Source organism: Micromonospora sp. C81, assembly GCF_018070425.1.
Lineage (GTDB): Bacteria > Actinomycetota > Actinomycetes > Mycobacteriales > Micromonosporaceae > Micromonospora > Micromonospora zamorensis.
This window is the reverse complement of record NZ_JAGPXS010000007.1, coordinates 247,360-264,769: the sequence shown is the minus strand read 5'-3', so window position 1 is coordinate 264,769 and position 17,410 is coordinate 247,360. Positions and strand designations below refer to the sequence as shown.

Annotated in this window: 21 protein-coding genes; 7 read left to right on the top strand and 14 right to left on the bottom strand. The window is 71.3% G+C overall.

Features of this window, described 5'->3' with window-relative positions; genetic code table 11:
- Positions 1-99 precede the first annotated feature (99 nt).
- Both KBX46_RS14960 and KBX46_RS14955 read left to right on the top strand, forming a co-directional pair.
- Positions 100-882 carry a spermidine synthase gene (locus KBX46_RS14960; RefSeq protein WP_210792954.1) on the top strand — a complete coding sequence of 261 codons (783 nt, stop codon included), beginning with the start codon at positions 100-102 and terminating at the stop codon, positions 880-882.
- Positions 883-977: 95 nt separating this feature from the next.
- Positions 978-2,078 carry an AI-2E family transporter gene (locus KBX46_RS14955; protein ID WP_210792953.1) on the top strand — a complete coding sequence of 367 codons (1,101 nt, stop codon included), beginning with the start codon at positions 978-980 and terminating at the stop codon, positions 2,076-2,078.
- A 20-nt stretch (positions 2,079-2,098) separates the two neighbouring features.
- Here the strand turns inward: KBX46_RS14955 and KBX46_RS14950 are convergent, their stop codons facing one another.
- The 3 genes from KBX46_RS14950 to KBX46_RS14940 form a co-directional block, all read right to left on the bottom strand.
- Positions 2,099-3,400 (bottom strand): NAD(P)/FAD-dependent oxidoreductase, encoded by a 1,302-nt coding sequence (locus KBX46_RS14950; RefSeq protein ID WP_141909214.1) that lies wholly within the window; start codon positions 3,398-3,400, stop codon positions 2,099-2,101.
- A 191-nt stretch (positions 3,401-3,591) separates the two neighbouring features.
- Positions 3,592-4,119 (bottom strand): GNAT family N-acetyltransferase, encoded by a 528-nt coding sequence (locus tag KBX46_RS14945; RefSeq protein ID WP_308159525.1) that lies wholly within the window; start codon positions 4,117-4,119, stop codon positions 3,592-3,594.
- A gap of 62 nt (positions 4,120-4,181) precedes the next feature.
- Positions 4,182-5,183, bottom strand: a complete 1,002-nt coding sequence (locus KBX46_RS14940; protein WP_210792952.1) for a LacI family DNA-binding transcriptional regulator — start codon at positions 5,181-5,183, stop codon at positions 4,182-4,184.
- Between the two features lie 123 nt (positions 5,184-5,306).
- On the opposite strand from KBX46_RS14940, the gene KBX46_RS14935 reads away from it, so the two are divergent.
- Positions 5,307-5,870, top strand: a complete 564-nt coding sequence (locus KBX46_RS14935; RefSeq protein ID WP_210792951.1) for an ABATE domain-containing protein — start codon at positions 5,307-5,309, stop codon at positions 5,868-5,870.
- On the opposite strand, the gene KBX46_RS14930 is transcribed toward KBX46_RS14935, so the two are convergent.
- Positions 5,867-6,256, bottom strand: coding sequence for a nuclear transport factor 2 family protein (locus KBX46_RS14930; protein ID WP_247667517.1), 390 nt, complete (start codon positions 6,254-6,256; stop codon positions 5,867-5,869). The two genes, KBX46_RS14935 and KBX46_RS14930, sit on opposite strands and share 4 nt — an antisense overlap.
- 68 nt (positions 6,257-6,324) lie before the next feature.
- On the opposite strand from KBX46_RS14930, the gene KBX46_RS14925 reads away from it, so the two are divergent.
- On the top strand, positions 6,325-7,104 hold the full coding sequence (locus tag KBX46_RS14925) for a helix-turn-helix domain-containing protein (protein WP_210792950.1): 780 nt from the start codon (positions 6,325-6,327) through the stop codon (positions 7,102-7,104).
- Here KBX46_RS14925 and KBX46_RS14920 read toward each other — a convergent pair.
- Positions 7,094-7,846 carry a VOC family protein gene (locus KBX46_RS14920; protein ID WP_374224976.1) on the bottom strand — a complete coding sequence of 251 codons (753 nt, stop codon included), beginning with the start codon at positions 7,844-7,846 and terminating at the stop codon, positions 7,094-7,096. The genes KBX46_RS14925 and KBX46_RS14920 overlap by 11 nt on opposite strands.
- A 113-nt stretch (positions 7,847-7,959) precedes the next feature.
- On the opposite strand from KBX46_RS14920, the gene KBX46_RS14915 reads away from it, so the two are divergent.
- A complete protein-coding gene (locus KBX46_RS14915) occupies positions 7,960-8,367 on the top strand; it encodes a pyridoxamine 5'-phosphate oxidase family protein (protein WP_141909209.1) in 408 nt (135 codons plus the stop codon).
- 251 nt (positions 8,368-8,618) lie between these two features.
- Here KBX46_RS14915 and KBX46_RS14910 read toward each other — a convergent pair whose 3' ends face one another.
- From KBX46_RS14910 to KBX46_RS14890, 5 genes are all read right to left on the bottom strand, one after another.
- Positions 8,619-8,912, bottom strand: coding sequence for a DUF6510 family protein (locus tag KBX46_RS14910; protein ID WP_210792949.1), 294 nt, complete (start codon positions 8,910-8,912; stop codon positions 8,619-8,621).
- A gap of 31 nt (positions 8,913-8,943) precedes the next feature.
- Entirely contained in the window at positions 8,944-9,705 is a 762-nt protein-coding gene (locus KBX46_RS14905) for a ferredoxin reductase (RefSeq protein WP_210792984.1), read from the bottom strand.
- A 7-nt stretch (positions 9,706-9,712) separates the two neighbouring features.
- Positions 9,713-10,312 carry a sulfite oxidase-like oxidoreductase gene (locus tag KBX46_RS14900; RefSeq protein ID WP_099852975.1) on the bottom strand — a complete coding sequence of 200 codons (600 nt, stop codon included), beginning with the start codon at positions 10,310-10,312 and terminating at the stop codon, positions 9,713-9,715.
- Positions 10,313-10,388: 76 nt separating this feature from the next.
- Positions 10,389-11,414 (bottom strand): TerC/Alx family metal homeostasis membrane protein, encoded by a 1,026-nt coding sequence (locus KBX46_RS14895; protein WP_088947942.1) that lies wholly within the window; start codon positions 11,412-11,414, stop codon positions 10,389-10,391.
- Positions 11,415-11,645: 231 nt separating this feature from the next.
- On the bottom strand, positions 11,646-12,056 hold the full coding sequence (locus KBX46_RS14890; RefSeq protein ID WP_088947941.1) for a DUF2267 domain-containing protein: 411 nt from the start codon (positions 12,054-12,056) through the stop codon (positions 11,646-11,648).
- A gap of 154 nt (positions 12,057-12,210) precedes the next feature.
- Between KBX46_RS14890 and KBX46_RS14885 the strand changes: the two genes are divergently transcribed.
- Complete coding sequence (locus KBX46_RS14885) at positions 12,211-12,483, top strand: DUF2795 domain-containing protein (protein ID WP_088947940.1); 273 nt, start codon at positions 12,211-12,213, stop codon at positions 12,481-12,483.
- Between the two features lie 42 nt (positions 12,484-12,525).
- A complete protein-coding gene (locus KBX46_RS14880) occupies positions 12,526-13,194 on the top strand; it encodes a DUF1345 domain-containing protein (protein WP_210792948.1) in 669 nt (222 codons plus the stop codon).
- Positions 13,195-13,485: 291 nt separating this feature from the next.
- Here the strand turns inward: KBX46_RS14880 and KBX46_RS14875 are convergent, their stop codons facing one another.
- From KBX46_RS14875 to KBX46_RS14860, 4 genes are all read right to left on the bottom strand, one after another.
- Positions 13,486-14,154 carry a hypothetical protein gene (locus KBX46_RS14875; protein WP_210792947.1) on the bottom strand — a complete coding sequence of 223 codons (669 nt, stop codon included), beginning with the start codon at positions 14,152-14,154 and terminating at the stop codon, positions 13,486-13,488.
- A gap of 106 nt (positions 14,155-14,260) precedes the next feature.
- Entirely contained in the window at positions 14,261-15,235 is a 975-nt protein-coding gene (locus KBX46_RS14870) for a pirin family protein (RefSeq protein ID WP_210792946.1), read from the bottom strand.
- Positions 15,236-15,416: 181 nt separating this feature from the next.
- Positions 15,417-16,424 carry a hypothetical protein gene (locus KBX46_RS14865; RefSeq protein WP_247667516.1) on the bottom strand — a complete coding sequence of 336 codons (1,008 nt, stop codon included), beginning with the start codon at positions 16,422-16,424 and terminating at the stop codon, positions 15,417-15,419.
- A gap of 282 nt (positions 16,425-16,706) precedes the next feature.
- Complete coding sequence (locus KBX46_RS14860) at positions 16,707-17,273, bottom strand: hypothetical protein (RefSeq protein ID WP_210792945.1); 567 nt, start codon at positions 17,271-17,273, stop codon at positions 16,707-16,709.
- Between the last annotated feature and the right edge of the window lie 137 nt (positions 17,274-17,410).

Genomic DNA, 17,410 nt, shown 5'->3' with positions numbered 1-17,410 from the left:
GGGCGGGCCGGCGGACGGGGATCAACCCCGCTCCGCCGGCCCGTCGGCCGTGCCGGGCCACCGGCGTCGTGGACCGTGGGCTCGGCTAGCGTGCCGGTCATGAACCGCGCCGCCGACCGGCTGGAGCTGGTCGCCGACCCGGTCCGCCGGACCGGGCGGACACTGCTGTCCGCAGGGGTCGAGCAGTCGTACGTGGATGTCTCCGATCCCCTGCACCTGCACTTCGAGTACGTCCGACGGATCGCCTCGGCGGTGGAGGTGGCGGCCCCGGCCGGCGTCCCGTTGAGCGTTCTGCACCTGGGAGGCGGCGCGTTGACGCTGCCCCGATGGTTGGCCGCCACCCGGCCCGGCTCCCCGCAACGCGTCGTCGAGCGGGACCCCGCCGTGGTGGAGCTGGTCGCCCGGGAGTTGCCGCCGCTGCCGCCGCAGGTGCGGGTGGAGGTCGCCGACGCCCGGGACGCGCTCACCGCCGCCCCGGCCGGTTCCTACGACCTGGTGATCGCCGACATCTACCGGGCGGCCCAGATGCCCCGGCACGTGCGCACCGTCGAGTTCGCCGCCGAGGTGGCCCGCACCCTGCGCCCGGACGGGACGTACCTGGTCAACGTCACGGACCTGCCGCCACTGGTCGGCACCCGGGCGCAGGTGGCCACGTTGCGGGCGGTCTTCGCCGACGTGTGCATCCTCGGTGACCGGCGGATGCTACGCGGCCGGCGGTACGGAAACCTGGTGCTGGCCGCGACGTCGCGCCCCGGCGGCCTGCTGGTCGGGCGGCTGGCGGTGGCGGCCCTGCGTGACCCGGTGCCCGGCGGTCTGCTGCACGCCACCGCGCTCGACACCTTCGTCGCCGGCGCCCAACCCGTCACCGACGACGACCGCTGAGCACCTACGCCCTGTCGGCTCGCGTCTGGACCAGAACACACCGTCGCGCCCGCAATGCCGGGTTTCCGACGGCGAGCGGGGGGAAGGCGCGGCGGATGAGCAACGCCGACGATCGGGTGACCGCCCGTCACACCCTGATCGTGATCGGTCTGGTCCTGGCGACCGCGTTCGCGCTGGCGTTCGTGTACGCGACCCGGCGGGTGCTGGTCTGGGTCGTGGTCGCCGCGTTCTTCGCCGTGGCGCTCAAGCCCCTCGTGGACCGGCTGCAACGGCGTCTCGTCCGGCGTCGGGCCCTGGCCACGCTGCTGGTGTTCCTCGCTGCTTTCGTGCTGGTGGCGCTCCTGGGCGCGCTCATCCTGGTGCCGTTGTTCGGGGAGCTGGGCCGGTTCGCCGACCGGGCGCCCGAGCTGCTGCACGACGCCCGCGCCGGCCAGGGTCCGCTGGGGCAGCTGCTGGAGCGCACCGGCGCACGCCGGTACGTCAGCGAACACTCCGACCAGCTCCGCGATCTGGGCACCCGACTGCGTCAACCCGCGGTGGGCGTGCTGCGCGGCGTCGTCGAAACGGTCGCCGGGCTGGTCACGGTCGTCGTGTTGGCGTACCTCATGGTGTTGGAGGCGCCGCGGATCACCCGCCGCCTGCTCGCGGCGGCCGGGGACGGTCAGGGTGACCGGCTGCGCCGGGTCGGCCGGGAGGTGTCGCGCACCGTCACCGGTTACCTCACCGGCAACCTGCTGATCAGCGTGATCTGCGGGCTGTTGACCTACGTGGTGCTGGCCCTCACCGGCGTGCCGTTCGCGGCCGTGATCGCCCTGTTGGTGGCGGTGACCGACCTGATACCGCTCGTTGGTGCGACGTTGGGCGCGGTGATCGCGGCCGGGGCCGGCTTCCTGCACTCCCCCACTGCCGGGATCGTCGTGCTGGTCTTCTTCGTGGTCTACCAGCAGGTCGAGAACCACCTGCTCCAGCCGCTCATCCTGTCCCGGGCGGTCCGGCTCAACCCGCTGACCGTGCTGGTCAGCGTGCTGCTCGCCGCGGAGCTGGCCGGCCTGCTCGGCGCGCTGCTGGCCATCCCCGCCGCCGGCATCGTGCAGACGCTGCTGCGCGAGTACGGGCCACGCCGACTTCGGCCCGCCCCACCGGCCGGTCCGGAAACGCGGTCACGCCGACCGGCCGGTCCCGCCCCGCAGGGCTGACCGGCCGGGTGGTGCGTGCTTCAGCGGGCCCGCGTCGCGACCTCGGGTGAGGTGCTCTCCAACGGCACCGCGTTGGCCGGCACCAACCCCAGCTGGACCGCCGAGCGGGTCAGCGCGGCGTCCAGCGCCCAGTCGGCGGTGACCCGCGTACGGTTTCCCGGCATCGCCATCAGGTGGTACGCCCGGGTGACCGCCTTGGCCGGCAACCCGGCCAGGTTGACCTGCAACGGGTTCGCCGCCGCGTCCTTGCCACCCAGGTCGACGACCCAGCCCAGGTCGTGGTGCTTGTACGGCTTGCGCTTGCCGAAACCGTAGGACGCGGCGATGTTGTACGCCGCGCGCTTGCCCTGCCGCTGCGCGTGCTGGGCGGTCATCCCGCAGACCTTGCCCGGGTTGACGAGGTCGGGCACCGCGGCGGCGTCGCCGCACGCGTACACCTCCGGATAGCCGGGCACGTTGAGGAACTCGTCGGTGACCAGTCGACCCCGGTCGGTCCGCAGACCCAACTCGTTGACGAACGGGTCGGGGCGCACCCCCACACACCACACCAGCGTGCAGGTCGGCACGTACTCGCCGTCGGTGAGCTTCACCCCGTCGCAGGTCGCCTCGGCCACCGAGGTGCCCATCCGCACGTCCACCCCACGCCGGTTGAGCACCTTGTGCGAGGTGTCCGACATCCGCTTGTCCAGCTCCGGCAGCACACGCGACGCGACGTCGAGCAGCATCCAGCGGGGGCGGAGGGTGAGCCGCGGCCGCTGGGCGTGCAGCGCGTCGGTGAACAGCTGCCCGTGCGCGGCGACCTCGGTGCCGGTGTAGCCCGCGCCGACCACCACGAACGTGGAGCGGGCCCGCTGCTCCGCCGGGTCCTCGGCCTGCTCGGCCAGCTCGATCTGACGAACGATGTGGTCGTGCAGGTAGACGGCCTCCGGCAGACCGCGGAAGCCGTGCGCGTACTCGGTGACCCCCGGGATGGGCAGCAGCTTGTTGACGCTGCCCACGGCGAGCACCAACCGGTCGTACGCCAGCCGGTTCTTCTCCCCCTCGGCCTGGGTGAAGCCGACCCAGCGGTTCTGCAGGTCGACGTGGTCCGCCTCGCCGATCACCACGCGTACGCCCTTGAGTGTCCCGGTCAGCGGCACCGCGATCCGCTTGGGCTCGACCACCCCGGCCGCCACCTCGGGCAGCAACGGCAGGTAGAGGAAGTAGTCGGTGGAGTTCAGCAGCACGATCTCGGCCCGGTCCCGGGCGATCCGGCTCAACGTCTTCGCCGCGTGGTAACCGGCGAACCCGGCCCCCACGATCACCACACGAGGTTTCGTCATTGCGGGCCGTTTCCCGTCGAAGCCCTCGACAAACGTCCGACGCGACGCTGCGCCCCTCCGCCGGTGGCACCCGCCGCCGGGCCGACCCCAAGATCCGGGCAACATCAGGGATCCTGCTGTCTCAGCAGCTCGTGAGGCAGCACTTTCCCCGATCTTGCGCGGATCTTGGGCCGGCGCAGCGGGGCCGACGGTCAAGCGGGGGTTGGCGCGGTGATCGCCCAGCGCTCGTGGTCGCGCCAGGCGCCGTCGATGAACAGGTAGTCCGGGGAGAACCCCTCCAGCCGGAAGCCGAGCTTGCGGGCCACCCGCCGGGACGGCTCGTTGCCCGGCTGGATGTTCGCCTCCAGCCGGTGCAGCCCGACCGCGGTGAACGCGTGGTCGATCACCAGGGCGACGCCCGCCGACGCGTGCCCGGTCCCGCTGTACGGCCGGAACGCCGCATACCCCAGGAACCCGCCGCGCAGCGCGCCAAGCACGATCCCGCTGATGTTCACGTAGCCGGCGATCTCGCCACTGGCCCGGTCGCAGATCAGGTAGCCGGCGCTGTCCCGGCGGCGGATCCGGCGCAGGTAGCTGTCGTACTCCTCGGGGCTGCCGGGCGCGACCAACCAGGGGTGGTGCAGGTCGTGGCTGCGCCGCACGGCGGCGATGAACTCGGCGGAGTCGGTGGGCCGGGGCCGCCGGATCGCGGCGGGACCACCGGTACGCAGGTACCTCACGGCGGACCACTCTGACCGACCGACGCCGCCGTTGTCCAACCGGTTACCGGCCGTCGCCCCGGTCACCGGGGCGTGGTGTCGGTGCTCTCCCGGGGGAGCACTGTGTGCGGCGCGATGATGTCGGCGACCGCGGCGTCGGGTTGACCGATCCGCACGGCGAGGCGGGCCACGGCCTCCCGGGCGAGAAAGCCGGTGTCGACAGCGACGGTGCTCAGGGTGGGCCGTGAGTAGCGCCCCTCCTCGATGTCGCCGATGCCGATCACCGCGACGTCGTCCGGCACGCGCAGCCCGACGTCGAAGGCGGCCCGCATCGCCCCGATGGCGAGCGGGTCGGAGGAGCAGAGGATCGCGTCCGGGCGGTCCGGGCCGACGAGCAGTTCGCGGGCGGCGCGGTAGCCGTCGGCCCGGCGGTGGTGGGGCGCCGGCAGCAGCCGACCGGACACCGGCACCAGCCCGGCCCGACGAAGCGCCCGGTGGTATCCGGGCGTACCCGGGTGTGGGCTGGCTGCGGGGCGTTCACCGATCGCGGCGATCCGGCGGCGACCGGCGCGCAGCAGATGGTTCGTCGCGTCCTCGGCGGCCTGGGCGACGTCGATGCCGACCCGGTCGCACCGCTGATCGTGGGGTGCGCCGCCGATCAGCACGACGGGTGGACCGGTGGCGGTCACAGCGCGGCCCAGGTCGCCCGGCGTGACGGGGGCACCGACCAGGACCCCGTCCACGGGGATCGCGCGGGCGTCGTGCAGGCCCGACGACGTGGGCTGGTCGTGGTCGTGCGCGACGACGACGCGGTAGCCCTGCTGTGCCGCCGCGTGGACGACCGCACCGGCGAGGTCGCCGGCGTACGGCAGGTCGGTGGTCGGTAGGACGAGAGCGAGCATGCCGGTGCGCCCGGTGCGCAGGGTCCGGGCGGACGCGTTCGGCCGGTAGTGCAGCTCGGCGACGGCCGTCTCGACCCGACGTCGCACGTCGGGGCTCACGTGGGGATAGCCGTTGACCACGTTGGAGACGGTCTTCACCGACACCCCGGCGAGCCGGGCCACGTCCCTGAGCGTGGAGGCCACGAGCCGCCCTTCCCGACCGAGATCACACCGGCAAAACCATTTCGCTGGTGTAGTTCCGACACTCGCAGGCGATTTGAGACCTGTCAAGGCGATACGGTGGTGTCAAGAAGAGGGAGGTGGTCGGTGGACGACGACGCAGGGGTGCCGGCCGCCGCCCGGCTGATCCGGGACTTCGTCAACACCGTCGAGCCGCAGATCGACCACGAGACGCTGACGAGCCCCGACCACCTTCGCGACTGGTTCGTCGAACGGCAGCTGATGCCGGTCGGCACGCAACTCGGGCCCGCGGACCTCGACCTGGCCCTCACGGTCCGGGAGGGCCTGCGCGCGGTGCTGCTCGGCCACGCAGGCCACCCCGCCGACGCCGGCGCGCTCGACCGACTCAACCAGACGCTGGCCGGGCTGCCCGTCACGCTGCGCTTCGCGGACGACGGCCACCGCCTGGTCACCGCCGCCGGCACACCCCTGGGCCCGGCCGTCGCCGGATTGGTCGACGCCGTCCGCCGGGCCGCCGAGGACGGCACCTGGGCGCGGCTCAAGGTCTGCGCCCGCGACACGTGCCGCTGGGCCTACTACGACTCCTCCCGAAACCAGGCCCGCCGCTGGTGCTCGATGGCCGGGTGCGGCAACTACATCAAGATGAAGCGGGCGTACGCCGTCCGCACCGGCCGCACGCCGCCGGTCTAGAGGAGCGCTGGTTCCCACCACGCCCCGTTGGCGGCGACCTGGGCCACGGGTTCGATGATCTCCCACACCTCGGCGATCAGCCCGTCGGCGACCCGCAGGACGTCGACGACCACGATCTCCGGTCCCGCGTCGGGTAGCCAACGTCGCGAGTGCACCACGACGTGATCGGCGTCGGCCAAGAGGTGAAGGATCTCGACCTGCATGCCGGCGGTCGGGCCGAGCGCGGCCTGGACAGCGGCGAGCCATTCCACCTTGGTCGAGCTGGTCGAATCCGACCGGTGGTGGAGGAAGTCGTCGCTGAGGAACGAGGCGAGGGTGTCCACGTCGCCCGTCTCGATCAGCCCCGCCAGCGCCCGTTGGACGATGCCCTTGTTCTCAGTGGTCATGGGCCCCAGTGTTTCCACGGCCGCGGCGGTTGTCGATGAAATCGCACTTCATGGCGTACGGCGCGACGATGAGTACGCTCCTGGTCGTGTACACGGTCGGGGCACTCCTGCGGCAGTGGCGGCAGCGCCGGGGGCTCAGCCAGCTCGACCTGGCGATCGCCGCGGACGTCTCGGCTCGTCACGTCAGCCTGGTCGAGACCGGGAGGTCCACACCGAGCGCGGACATGATCCTGCGGCTCGCCGACCAGCTCCACGTCCCGCTGCGGGATCGCAATCCGCTGCTGCTCGCCGCCGGCTTCGCACCCCGGTACGCGGAGCGTCCGCTCGACGACACCGCTCTGTCGGCTGCCCTCGACGCGGTCCGCCGGGTGCTCCAGGCACACGAGCCGTATCCGGCGCTGGCGTTCGACCGCCGGTGGAACATCGTGCTGACCAACCGCGCGGTGGACCCGTTCTTCGCGCGCGTCGCGCCCGATCTGCTGCGACCACCGGTGAACCTGGTGCGGCTGGGCCTGGACCCGCGCGGGCTCGCTTCCCTGGTCGTCAACCTGTCAGACGTACGGGCGGTGTTCCGCAGCCGGATCTCGCGCCAGCTCGCCATCGCCCCCGACGTGGAACTCACCGCGCTCTACGAAGAACTGCTCCACCAGGTGCCCGAGGACACGGTGGGCCAACGGGTCGACGCCGACGTGGTGATTCCGATGATCCTCCGGATCGACGGACGGGAGCTGAGACTGTTCTCCACCATCACCACGTTCGGCACCCCGATGGACGTCACGATCGACGAGATCGCCATCGAGTCCTACTACCCGGCAGATGCGCAGAGCGCCGCCTACTTCACGCGGTAGACCCCGGCTGTCGGGGCGTCAGCAGGCAGAACGCGGTGCCGTCAGGATCGGCCATCAGCACCCGGCCCGTGTCGCTCCGGCCGTCGGTCAGGAGCGTCGCCCCGAGCGAGAGCAGCCGGTCGACCTCGGCCTGCTGGTCACCGTCGGCAGGCGGGGCCACGTCGAAATGCAGCCGGTCCCTGCCGCCGTTGGGCATCATCGGCGGCCCACCCCAGGTGATCTTCGTGCCGCCGAGCGGCGACTGGATCGCGGTCTCCTCGTCCTGGTCCCAGACCAGCGGCCATCCCAGCGCTTCGCTCCAGAAATACCCGACCGCCTGCGAACCGTCGCAGGCGAGCGCGCCCATGAACCCGCAACCGGCGAGGAAGTTGTTGCCCGGCTCGATCACGCAGAACTCGTTACCCTCGGGGTCGGCGAGCACCACGTGCCTCTCCTCCGGGAGCTGACCGACGTCGGTGTGCCGTCCGCCGAGCTCCAACGCCTTGGCCATCGTCCGCTGCTGCTCCTCCAGGGAGCCGCTGGTCAGATCGAAGTGCATCCGGTTCTGCACGGTCTTCGGCTGCTGGTGCGGCACGAAGCGGAGTCGAAGCTCGGTGTCAGCGTGAGGCAGGACCAGGACGCCGTCCCGTGGGTCATCCACCATCTCCCGCCCCAGGAGCCCGGCCCAGAACCTCCCGAGACGGACGGGGTCGGCTGCGTCGTAGCTGATCGCGAACAGGTGGGACGTCATCGCTTCGCTCATCTCCGATCCGGCCGCACGCCGTGCGGACCGTGAGGCGGCAAGCCTAGGGAGGAGCCGGGTCACCCGCACCCGAGTATTCGTCGAGCAGTGCGGCGCTGTGATCCACTGGCCCGGTGAGCCCATCCCCCTCAATCCTGCCGGCCGACGTCGAGGTGCGACTCGGTCGGGAGCGGAACGTCTGGCTGTGCACGGTGCGGCGCGACGGCTCCCCCCACCTGACGCCGGTCTGGTTCGTCCACATCGCCGGGACCTGGTGGATCGGCACCGACGGCCGCAGCGTCAAGGTCCGCAACGCCCTGGCCGATCCACGGGTGTCCCTGGCCCTGGAGGGGGGCGACGCCCCGGTCGTGGCCGAGGGCGCCGCACGCGTACACCGCGACGGGTTCCCGAGCACGGTCGTCGAGGCGTTCGCGAGCAAGTACGACGGTTGGGACGTCAGCCGACAGGTCGGCCCGGGCAGCGAGCGAGTGCTGCTGGAGATCCCCGTCCGGCGGTGGCTGCTCGCCGGAACGGCACGGTAGGAAGTGCCATTCGTCGCCGCCGGCCGAGAATGAGGACGCCCGCCGCTCTGCCACGCCGACCCGCCCTCGGGGACACGGTCGAGATCTGCGCAACTTCAGCGAAATTGCTGCCTCGGGTGCTTTGGAGGCAGCAACATCCCTGAACTTGTGCGAATCGTGCGCCACGGCAGGGCCGCCAGCGGTGTGGAACCCCATCGGCCGGCGCTCATCCGGCCATTCTGCCTCCGCCGGGCAACGCCGACCGGGATCGGTCAGAGGGGCCCGGGGAAGGGCTGCTCCATCGGCATCGGCACCTGGAGGAACGTGGTGCCGCGCAGGTCCAGCCAGGCCCGGTCGGGCCCGCGGACCAGCCGCAGCATCACCTGCTCACAGGACGGGCAGCGGGCGACGAGGCCCGGGGCGTGCGAGTAGACGTGCAGGCTGGCCATCGAGCCGGTCATCCCGCAGCTTTCGCAGCGGCCCGTCGCGCTGCTCAGGTCCACGGTGAACAGCTCGCGCATCGGGCCGTCGAGCATGTTGCCGTCCAGGTACGACATCTCGGTCATCGGATCTCCTCGACGTTGCGGGGGCGAGCGGTCAGCCGGTGGGACCGAAACGTTCGGTCTTGACCTGCCGTGACGGGTGGCCGAGCCCCACCAGCAGATCGGCCACGGTTTCCACGAACGCGGTCGGGCCGCAGACGTAGGTGAGCGGTTGCAGGTCCGGTGGCCAGCCGTGTGTGTTGACGTCGGCCAGCCCGATGCGGTGCGGTTCGCCGCGCCAACCCTCGGGCGCCTCCCTGGTGTAGACGTACGCGATGTCCAGGCCGAAGTCGTCGCGGACCCTGCGGCGCAACTCGTCGGCGTAGATCACGTCCCCGGGGGTGCGCACCGAGTAGATCAGCCGGAACGGCGCCTTGTTGCCGGCCGCCCGGCGGGCCCGGATCATCGCCATCAACGGCACGATGCCCGAGCCGCCGGCGACGAGCTGCACCGGCGCGGTCTCCTCCGGCCGCCAGATGAACCATCCACCGAGCGGTCCGCGGACCTCCACCGGGTCGCCGTCGGAAAAGACATCGATGAGGTACGGGGACACCTCGCCGTCGTGCACACGCTGGATGGTCACCTCGACGCGCGGCCCGCCCGGCCCGTCCACGACGGGCCCGGCGATGGAGTACGACCGGGCCGCCTGGTAGCCGTCCGGGGCGGTCAGTCGCAGGTCGACGTGCTGCCCGGGCAGGTGCCCCGGCCAGTCCGGGACCTCCAGCACCAGGGTCTGCGCGGTCGGCGTCTCCACCCGGCGCTCCACCAGCCGGCCCACCTGCCAGCGGTTGGCCGTGCGGGGTTTGCTCGTCGCCACGGCGCGCTCAGTCACCCTGGTACCGCTGTTCGCGCCACGGGTCGCCGTAGTCGTGGTAGCCGGCGGTCTCCCAGAACCCCGGCTCGTCCATCGTCTTGAGCCGGATGCCGCGCACCCACTTGGCGGACTTCCAGAAGTACAGGTGCGGCACCAGCAACCGCGCCGGCCCACCGTGCTCGGCGGGCAGCGGCGCGCCGTCGAAGGTGTGCACCACCCAGGCACGGCCGCCGCGCAGATCGTCCAGCGGCAGGTTGGTGGTGTACCCGCCGTAGGAGTGAGCGAGCGCGAAGTGCGCCCCCGTGTCCACGTCGGCGAGGAGCGTGTCCAGGGAGACGCCCTGCCAGTTGGTGCCGAGCTTGGACCAGCGGGTGACGCAGTGGATGTCCACCATCGGCGTCTCCTGCGGCAGGGCCATCAACTCCTGCCACGACCACCGGTGTTCGCTGCCGTTCTCGGCGGCGATGACGAACTCCCAGGTGTCCAGGGAGACCCGGGGCGTCGGGCCGGCCGAGAGCACCGGGAAGTCCTCGGTCAGGTACTGACCGGGTGGCAGGGCCGGCTCCTGCGTTCGGGGCCGACCCTGAAAGCCCGGTGACACGATTCCCATTGCACAGTCGTACCACCCGCGCCGGCCGGGGCGGGAGCTTTCCCGCGTACCTCCTCGTCGCCCCGGCGGGGCGTGGTCAGTGCCGCTCCGCGACCACCTTGCGGTCCTCGGGCAGGTCTCCGCCGCGGGTGGCGCGCAGGCTGGTCAGGGTGACCACCACCAGCACACCGATGATCACGCCGAGCGAGGCCAGGGTGGGGATCTCCGGCACGCTGTCCCAGATGCCGTGCGCCCAGTGCAGACCCAGCTTGAGGCCGATGAAAGCCAGGATGACGGCCAGGCCGTAGCTGAGGTGCACCAGCCGGCTCAGGGCCGCGTGCAGGACGAAGTAGAGCGCCCGCAGGCCGAGCAGGGCGAACGCGTTGGTGGCGAAGACCAGGTACGGGTCCTCGGTGATGCCGTAGACCGCCGGCACCGAGTCGACAGCGAACACGATGTCGGTGGCCAGCACCGCGACCACCACCAGGGCGAACGGGGTGAGTGCCCGCTTCGCGCCCTGCCGGACGGTCATCCTGGTGCCGTGGTATTCGTCGACCACCGGCATGAACCTGCGCAGCAGCTTCACCGAGCGCATCTTGTTGATGTCGACTTCCTGCTGATGCCCGGACATGGCGTCGCGCAGCAGCTTCACCGCGGTGGCGAGGAGGATGATCGCGAAGAGCAGGAAGGCGAAGTCGAGGGTCTGCAGCGCCGCCGCGCCGAGGGCGATGAAGACGGCCCGCAGCACCAGCGCGCCGGCGATGCCGTAGAGCAGCACCCGCTGGGCGAGCACCGCTGGCACCGCGAACGCGGCCAGCAGCAGCATGAAGACGAACAGGTTGTCGACCGAGAGCGACTTCTCCACCAGGTAACCGGTGAGGTATTCCACGCCCTGCTGGGAGCCGTAACGCGACCAGATCCAGGCGCCGAACGCCAGCGGCAGCGCGATGTAGAACGCCGACCAGCCGATGGCCTCCCGCATCGACACCTCGTGCGGGCGACGCGTGACCAGGAAATCCAGCACCAGCAGCAGGAGTACGCCGATGATGGTGACCGCCCACAGCGTGGGCGTGCCCACCGACGACAGGTCACTGGCGGCGGACAGATATGACACTTCGCTCATGTGGGGTCTCCTCGAACACCGTCATGTTCGAGGTCTCCTTCACCCACCACCTGATGGGCAACCACCCGAGGCGCGCCGGGCGCGCCGTACTGACCGGAATGGTTCGTGGGAAGTACTCCCCTCGCCACGACAAGGTTAGGCCAGGCTGAATCGCCATGCCAAGCGGGACATCGATGGTTGCCCTGGTAAACCGCTGTGCGTGCCCGGGACGACCGCTGTGCGTCGTGCCCGTCAGCCACGACGCAGCGTCGCCCCGGGAGCCATCGCCTGCTCGACCAGACCCCGGTAGTCACGCGGCAGCTGAGTCGCCACGTCGTCGAACTCACCACCGGTGATCGCCTCACGCAGGGTCGTGAAGACCGCCCGGCTGGCGTCCCGGGCGGCCGACTCCTCCACCCCGGCGCGCAACGCGACCCGGGCGACGAACTCGGCAGCACCGAACCGGTCGGCCTGCTCGGTGCTCGGGCTCGGCTTGAGCACCAGTTGCAACGGTTGGGGCAGCTGGGCGGCCAGATCCAGGTTCTCACCGCCGGTCAACCGCTCCGCGAACGTCTCCAGCACGGCCCGGGTCAACTCGACCGCCCGCTCGGACGACGTCGCGGTGCGCTGGGAAACCTGGTCGATGAAGGTGTCGTAGTTCATCGCGTACTCCCTTGGCTCGCGTCGGCGCCTGCGGGTACCCGCGACGGCCCGGCGGAAACGGCGCCTGTTTCCTGCGCTGGGTGGGCGTGACCGGCCGGCGGGCGGGTAACCGCCGCCGGTCGTCACCACATCGATGCCCGAGGGAGCCCATGCCATGGCGAGCTACGCCGACGTCCTGCAGTACCTGTCGAGCCTGGACTACCCGGCCGAGAAGAACGACGTGGTCCGCGAGGCCGAACGGGAAGGCGCCCCGCCGGACGTGCTGAAGGCGCTGCGCGCCCTCCCGCCGGTGGATTACGCCAACGGGACCGAGGTCGCCCGGTCGGCCGGGATCGAGGCCGCGCCCGAGGTGAGCCCCGCCCAGCGGGCCGAGCAGGCCCGGGACAAGAAGCACAACCGGGTCTCGCAGCATCTGCGCGGCATCTGACCCGGCGGTGGCGCCCACCACCCCGACCCGGGAGCGTCCCGGATGACCCAGACCGGCCCCGACCGCCCAGCGGACGTACGTTTCCCGGCTGCTGCGAAGCAGCTGGCCGTGGTGGCGGTGGTCGGCGTCCTCGCCGGCGGTGTCTTCACGCTGATGCTGCCAGTGCCGCTCGCCGCGCTGGCCGGCTGGGACGTGGGCGCACTGAGCTGGCTCGTGCTGGTCTGGCACAAAATCTGGCCGATGGACGCCGAGCGCACCGCCGAACTGGCCGTACACGAGGACCCGAACCGGGCGATCCGGGACGCGCTGCTGCTCGTCGCCTGCCTGGCCAGCCTGCTGGCCGTGGGGTTGGTCGTGGCCAGCGCGCAGAGCGCGCCACCCGGCATGGCCCGGGAACTGCACAGCGGCCTGGGCGTCCTGAGTGTGGTGCTCTCCTGGTTCGTGGTGCACACCGTCTTCGCCGCCCGTTACGCCCGGATCTACTACACCGGCCCGGACGGCGGGGTGAACTTCAACCAGCACGACCCGCCGCGCTACTCCGACTTCGCGTACGTGGCGTTCACCATCGGGGCGACGTTCCAGGTCTCCGACACCAACCTGACCAGCAACGAGATGCGTCGTACGGTGCTGCGGCACTCGATGGTGTCGTACCTGTTCGGCGCGTTCATCATCGCCGTGACCGTGAACCTGCTGGCGGGCCTGGCACGCTGAGGCTGGGCCGTTGGAATGGCTCTGTCGGCTGGCTGGGCGGCCTGGCGACCCCGGGGGCGTCACGGGGTGGGGGCTCGCCTGAATCGCCGGGACAGGCGGGCGCCCCTGGTCACGAACCGCGACCTAGGGCGCCACGCAAACCTGCCCAGGCGGTGAGCCGCTTCCGAACCGGTCGCGGTCACCAGGCGGTGGATGCCCGCTCGAACCGAGCGGCCAGCACTGCCGGGTCCAACCATACGACAGAACATCCTCCGTTTGGTCAGAATTTGGCGAAGTGTGGGCCAGGGCACGTCACGGCCTGCCGGTGACCTCCGCGTACCGGTGCTCAAGGTCGACCCGGGCCAGCGCCCCCACCAACCAGGCCAGTTGCTCCGACTCACCGCTGGCCAGACCGGCCAGGTCGTTCGCCGACCTGCCCAGCCCGAGGCGACGGGCCGCGGCCAACGCCCGCCGGTCCGCGACCGGCGCCACCTCCCGCCACAGTGCCTGCGCCTCACGCAGAAACAGGTCGACGACCTGATCGTCCACGCCGGGAAGCTCCGCGAGGAGCGCCCGCTCCCGGACCGGATCGTGGTGCGCCACCGCCCGCAACCGGCGCAGATCGCCCCGGTACCGCTCGACCACAGAGCGGCCCAGGTCACCGAGCGCGCTGGCCAACGCGTCCACGTCACCGCGCTGACCGCTGACGCGCAGCACCCGTACCCGGTCCTCGTGCAACGACCGGGCCAGCCTCGCGGCGCTGTCCCACCCCTCGTCACGCAACGCCCGGGCCCCGTCCAACGCCCGGCGGAAGTCACCCCGACGGGCCAGCAGCACCGCAAGATAGAGCACCTGGAACAGGCTCGCCGGGTTGTTGGTCACCCGAAAGCCGTACTGCTCGGCGAAGCCCCGCCCGCTACCGGCGAGCCGGCGCGCCAGGCGCTTCCGGTCCTCGACCGGGGTGATCAGAGTGGTCGGCATGTCGACGACTACCCGCGCGACAGTGGGTCACACGGGCCGCGATGTGCTGGCGCCCGTGCAGGCTCGGGCCTGCGTGTGGCCCTGGCGTGGGCGCCCTGGCGTGGTGTCAGCCGTGCAGGCCGCCGGTGCGGTCGCGGGCCTTGAGACGGGTCGTGGGCAGGGCGGGCGCCGGCAGCGGAGGCGCCGAGTCGTCGGCGACCACCCCGAATCGTCGGTCCCCCGCCATCCAGTCCTCCCGGGCGGCGGCGATCTCCTCGTGGGAGCGGCCCACGAAGTTCCACCACATCACCAGCGGCTCCTCGAACGGCGTACCGCCCAGCAGCAACAACCTCGCCCCGGCCCCACCGCGCACGGTCAGCTCGCGGCGGCTCGAGCCCAGATAGAGCAACGCCCCCGGCTCGAACCCGACCCCGGCGGCCTCCGCCGACCCGGACATCGCCAGCAACGCGTACTCGAAATCGGGCCGCAGCGACAGCGTCGTCGGCGCCTCGCCACCCAACTCGACCTGCACACCCACCAGCGGGGTGTGCACCACCGCCGGTGACCGATGCCCGCCGAACTCGCCGACCAGCAGGGTGCAGTCCAGATCGCCGTCCCGCCAGCGCGGCAGGTCCGCGTGGTGCGCGAAGTCCGCCGCCCCGGCCCGCGCGGGGTCCGGCAGAGCCACCCAGAGCTGCACGCCGTGCATCACCGGCGGGTGGACGGCCGGCGACCGCTCCGAGTGGGCGATCCCGTTACCGGAAGTCATCACGTTGAGCTGACCGGGCCGGATCGGCTGCACGTTGCCGAGGCTGTCCCGGTGCAGGATCTCCCCTTCCAGCAACCAGGTCACCGTCTGCAGACCGGTGTGCGGGTGCGGCGGCACCTCCATGCCAGGCCGCTGCTCCACATCGTCCGGGCCGAAATGGTCGACGAAGCACCACGCGCCAACCATCCGGCGGGGACGCTGCGGCAGCAGTCGCCGCACCGTGGTGTACCGACCCAACGGCACGTCGTGGCCGGGCAGCAGCACGCTGCCGGGATCAACGTCGGCCACACCAGGTGGTCGGGTCTGCGCCAGCATCGATTCAGTACGCTCCACCGCCCGACTGTACGCTCACGCCCGCCCACGACCGCGGCGCTTCCAGCAGGGCGGGTGGGGTCCGCCGGGTTGGCTCAGCGGCTTGTTGCACAGCGGGTTGGGCGCAGGGGGTTGGGTGCAGGGGGTTGGGTGCAGCGGGGTGGGGTTGGGCTCAGCGGCTGCTGGCTCAGCGGTTGCTGGCTTACCGGTTGGCGGACACGGTCACGGTGTTGGCGCCCGCGACCAGATCCAGGAACAACCGCGCGGCCGAGCGGTCCCAGCCCGGCGTACTCAACACCGCACCCGCCGCCACCCCATCCCAGCGGTCATCGCGTACCACAACCGAGCCGGCGCCAGCTCCCACGCGGACCCGCACCGGCGGCTCCCCGGCGGCCCGGATGTCGAGCTGGCTGGTCCCACCGATGAGTCGTACGGTCATGATGCTGGTGCTGTCCGGGTCGCTCGCGTTGCCGGTGCTGGTGGCGGTGATCGGTGGCAGCAGGATCTCGGTGCGCGACGACCCGCCGGCGAGTTCCACTCCCAGCAGCCGGGCTCGGGTCAGATCCAGCACCTGACTGCTCACCCCGCCGACGAGCTGAAGACGCCAGGCGACCCGCTCGTTGAGCGCCACCCGCAGGCTGCGCGTCGCGGAAGCCCCTGACTTCACGACCTCAAGCCGGACGGTCTCCCCGACCACAGTCGGTCGACCCAGCACACCCGAACCTGCCGGGCTGCTGATCCGGTACAGGTCATCCCCCAGATCAGCCACCCCCAGCTCGAACGAGGACAGCCCGTCCGCGAGCACGAAGGTGCCCTTCTGGCGGCCCGCCAGCGGCGCGGTCAGCAACTCCCCGCCAGCGGCACCCGGTCGGCCGTCAGCCGCGTCCGGGTCGGCACCTCCGGGACGGCCGGCGTCACCGGGCCAGGTGCCGTCCGGTCGCGTGCCGTCCGGTCGCGTGCCGTCCGGTCGCGTGCCGTCCGGTCGCGTGCCGTCCGGTCGCGTGCCGTCGGGTGCGCCGGAGTAGGTCATGCCGAGGCGGTCAGGGTCGGCGACGATCACAGCCACGGCGGCCGCGCCAAGGACAAGCACGACGGCTGCGGCAGCCACCAACAGGCGAACCCCGGTGGACCAGCGCCCTGGTGTGGCGTCGTCGGCAGGTTCCGGCGGTGACTCCGGTTCGCGATCCGTGCCGTACCCCACCGCGGCCATTCCCTGTCCCTCCGCCGGTCCCCCGTCGGGAGGTACGTACCCCTCCGCCGATCGGATCACTCCGCGCCGATCACGGCACTCCGCCGCGTCGCCAACGCGAGATCTTGGACAGTTTCCGTTAGCGGGGCAACCACCGGTTGAGCCCGCCCGGCTAACGGAAAGTGTCCAAGATCTGCCGGGCCTGGTTGTCGGTGTTCTTGTGGTTGTGCGGGATATGCCGCTGGCCGGCACCCCGGGTGGGGGTGCCGGCCAGCTGTGCTGTGCGGTGTGTGTGTTGGCGGGTCAGCTGTTCCAGTACTGGCCGACCAGGTCGGTGGCCTGCTGCTCCCACTGGGCGTACGCGTCCGGGTAAGCCGACACCTGGACGGTCTGCGCGGCGTCAGTCAGCGCCATGTCCTGCCACCCGTCAACCTGCTTGAGGCCCTTGAGGAACGCGGTCGTCGAGTAGGCCGGGTCGGTGATCTGCTCCGGCGTACCCCAACCACTGGTCGGGCGCTGCTGGAACAGGCCCAGCGAGTCATGGTCATTGGCGTCGCCGAGGTGGCCCAGGTTTTCCAGCTTCGACTCCTGCAGGCTCGTCGCGATCGAGATCACCGCGGCGCGCTCGGGCAGGCCGGCCTTCTTCGTCGCGGCGATGATCGCCTTGACGTTCGCCGTCTGCTCATCATTCAACGTGATGTGGGACTGCTCGCCCTGGGGCTTCGGGGCGGCCGACTGCACCGCCACCGCCACCGGCTTGCCATCCACGGCCGGGCTGGCAGCGTGGGCGGCGATCGGGCCGGCGAAGACACCACCGGCGAACGCGAGACCAGCAACAGACAGCATGCTCTTACGGAAGATCGTGTTCATGGGGGTAGCTCCTTCGGGGGTAGGAACACCCGCACCGCCAAGGGGGGTCGGCGACGCAAGGGTGTGAGCACCTCGTCCGGCGCTGCATCAAAATCAAGGGAAAAGTCTTAGGGGAGATCGGCACCGTCAAGCGGGGG

What these genes read in the sequence shown, in the direction of transcription:
- KBX46_RS14960 (WP_210792954.1), top strand. Translation starts at nt 100, where the DNA reads ATGAACCGCGCCGCCGACCGGCTGGAGCTGGTCGCCGACCCGGTCCGC.
- KBX46_RS14955 (WP_210792953.1), top strand. Translation starts at nt 978, where the DNA reads ATGAGCAACGCCGACGATCGGGTGACCGCCCGTCACACCCTGATCGTG.
- KBX46_RS14950 (WP_141909214.1), bottom strand. Translation starts at nt 3,400, where the DNA reads ATGACGAAACCTCGTGTGGTGATCGTGGGGGCCGGGTTCGCCGGTTAC.
- KBX46_RS14930 (WP_247667517.1), bottom strand. Translation starts at nt 6,256, where the DNA reads ATGACCACTGAGAACAAGGGCATCGTCCAACGGGCGCTGGCGGGGCTG.
- KBX46_RS14925 (WP_210792950.1), top strand. Translation starts at nt 6,325, where the DNA reads ATGAGTACGCTCCTGGTCGTGTACACGGTCGGGGCACTCCTGCGGCAG.
- KBX46_RS14920 (WP_374224976.1), bottom strand. Translation starts at nt 7,846, where the DNA reads ATGAGCGAAGCGATGACGTCCCACCTGTTCGCGATCAGCTACGACGCA.
- KBX46_RS14910 (WP_210792949.1), bottom strand. Translation starts at nt 8,912, where the DNA reads ATGACCGAGATGTCGTACCTGGACGGCAACATGCTCGACGGCCCGATG.
- KBX46_RS14900 (WP_099852975.1), bottom strand. Translation starts at nt 10,312, where the DNA reads ATGGGAATCGTGTCACCGGGCTTTCAGGGTCGGCCCCGAACGCAGGAG.
- KBX46_RS14895 (WP_088947942.1), bottom strand. Translation starts at nt 11,414, where the DNA reads ATGAGCGAAGTGTCATATCTGTCCGCCGCCAGTGACCTGTCGTCGGTG.
- KBX46_RS14890 (WP_088947941.1), bottom strand. Translation starts at nt 12,056, where the DNA reads ATGAACTACGACACCTTCATCGACCAGGTTTCCCAGCGCACCGCGACG.
- KBX46_RS14885 (WP_088947940.1), top strand. Translation starts at nt 12,211, where the DNA reads ATGGCGAGCTACGCCGACGTCCTGCAGTACCTGTCGAGCCTGGACTAC.
- KBX46_RS14880 (WP_210792948.1), top strand. Translation starts at nt 12,526, where the DNA reads ATGACCCAGACCGGCCCCGACCGCCCAGCGGACGTACGTTTCCCGGCT.
- KBX46_RS14875 (WP_210792947.1), bottom strand. Translation starts at nt 14,154, where the DNA reads ATGCCGACCACTCTGATCACCCCGGTCGAGGACCGGAAGCGCCTGGCG.
- KBX46_RS14865 (WP_247667516.1), bottom strand. Translation starts at nt 16,424, where the DNA reads ATGGCCGCGGTGGGGTACGGCACGGATCGCGAACCGGAGTCACCGCCG.
- KBX46_RS14860 (WP_210792945.1), bottom strand. Translation starts at nt 17,273, where the DNA reads ATGAACACGATCTTCCGTAAGAGCATGCTGTCTGTTGCTGGTCTCGCG.